The organism is Streptomyces sp. NPDC006385 (assembly GCF_040612485.1).
Taxonomy (GTDB): Bacteria; Actinomycetota; Actinomycetes; order Streptomycetales; family Streptomycetaceae; genus Streptomyces.
The window spans coordinates 1-1,585 of sequence record NZ_JBEXQG010000175.1 but is presented as its reverse complement, the minus strand read 5'-3'; the positions used below and the strand labels follow the sequence as shown (position 1 = coordinate 1,585).

Below are 1,585 nucleotides of genomic sequence, written 5' to 3'. Positions count from 1 at the left end.
ACCGACCAGGCGCGGGTGGCCACGGAGGCCAGGTGGAGCAGGAAGGCCAGGGCGGTCAGGGAGACCCCGATCCGGCCGAGCAGATCGGACCGCGGGTCCTGGGGGGCGCTGTCGGCGGCGGCCGGGCCGTCGCCGGGCCCGGAGGCGTCCTCGGCCGTCAGGCGGGCGGTGGACCGGGCCAGTACCGCGGTGCTCACGGCCGAGGCCGTCCGGGACTGCGTACGTCCCTTGGCGGCCGTCTCGGCGGCGGTCCCGGCGCCGCCTGCCTGGTGCGTGGCGGGTGTGGCGGCGAGGCGGGCAATGCGGCTGCGACTGCCGAAGGCCCATTCGGCGCAGTGGGTCAGGAAGGCCAGCAGGTAGACGGCGATCGCCGAGTAGATCAGCCAGTTGCTGAGCTGGGCCAGCGTCTGGTCCGCGGTGGTCGTCGGGTTCACGGTTGCTCCTGCTTCTGGTCCTGGTCCTGGTGCGGTGAGGCGGTGGCGTCGGCCGGGGGGATCGTGCGGTGCAGTTCGGCGGTGAGGTCGGCGACTTCCTGGGCGAGCGGGGCGGACGCGGACCGGTCCAGGCCGGCGACCTCGATCTCGCTGCCCGTGCCCGAGCCGGGGCGGATGCGGATCCACAGGCGGCGCCGTCGGATGAACAGCGAGGCGGTCAGGCCCAGGCCGGCGGCGATCGAGCTCCACAAGGCGGTGCCGTTGCTGGGGTTGCGGGCGATCTGGAAGCTGGCCCACTCATTGAGCCCGTCGAAGGTGAGCGAGCCCGCCCCGTCGGGCAGGGTCATCTTGTCGCCGGGCCGCAGCGCCTTGGCGGCGGGGGAGCCGTCCTTCTTCGTGAACTGGGTCATCCGGCTGGTGTCGAGCTGGTAGACACTCTGCGGTAGCCCGCTGTCCAGGCCGAGGTCGCCGTGGTAGGCGGTCAGCACGAGGACGGGGTCCTCGGGTCCGGGATAGATGGAGGACCAGCCGTCGGCGGAGAGGTTGACGGTGGGCAGGAACAGGCCGGTGAAGCCGAGCTGGGTGGGCCTGCCGTCGCGGTCGCGGGCGTCGGGGACCTTGACCACTCCGGTGGAGCGGACGAAGGCGTCCTGCGGCAGGAAGGGCACCGGCCCGGACCAGGCGACGTCACCCTTGCCGTCGCGCACGGTCACCACGGGCGCGTAGCCGTGGCCGACCAGGTAGACCTTGGACCCGCCGATCCCCATCGGGTCGTTCACCCGGATGGTGACCTCGCGCTCGGGGCCGCCCACCATCTCACTGGCCTTCACGCGGGCCTGGAAGAAGGTCGGCGTGCCGAGCTGCGGTCCACTGCGCTGGTAATCGCCGGTGAAGTCCTCCAGACGGAAGCCGAACGGCTCAAGGCTGTCTCCGGAGACCAGCTTGCCCGGCTGGAAGTCGTCGTACTGGGTGCGCGCGTTGGTGAAACTGTCGCCCTCCACGACGACGGCCTGGCCGGTCGAACCCAACAGCCCGCCGACGGCCAGGGCCACCAGCAGCCCGAACAGGGCGAGATGGAACAGCAGGTTGCCCGCCTCGCGCAGGTATCCCTTCTCACCCGCCACAGCGCCCCCGGCCCCATCGGGGCCGGC

General features: G+C 72.3%; 1 protein-coding gene and 1 pseudogene. Both read right to left on the bottom strand.

Annotation, left to right across the window (positions count from 1 at the left end; genetic code table 11):
• Nucleotides 1–434 (bottom strand): annotated as a pseudogene (locus ABZ078_RS44375) (c-type cytochrome biogenesis protein CcsB); the annotation flags it as partial.
• Nucleotides 431–1,585 (bottom strand): cytochrome c biogenesis protein ResB (locus ABZ078_RS44370; protein ID WP_356584388.1); only part of this gene is annotated, 1,155 nt, incomplete at its 5' end. The gene ABZ078_RS44370 and the pseudogene ABZ078_RS44375, both read right to left, overlap by 4 nt.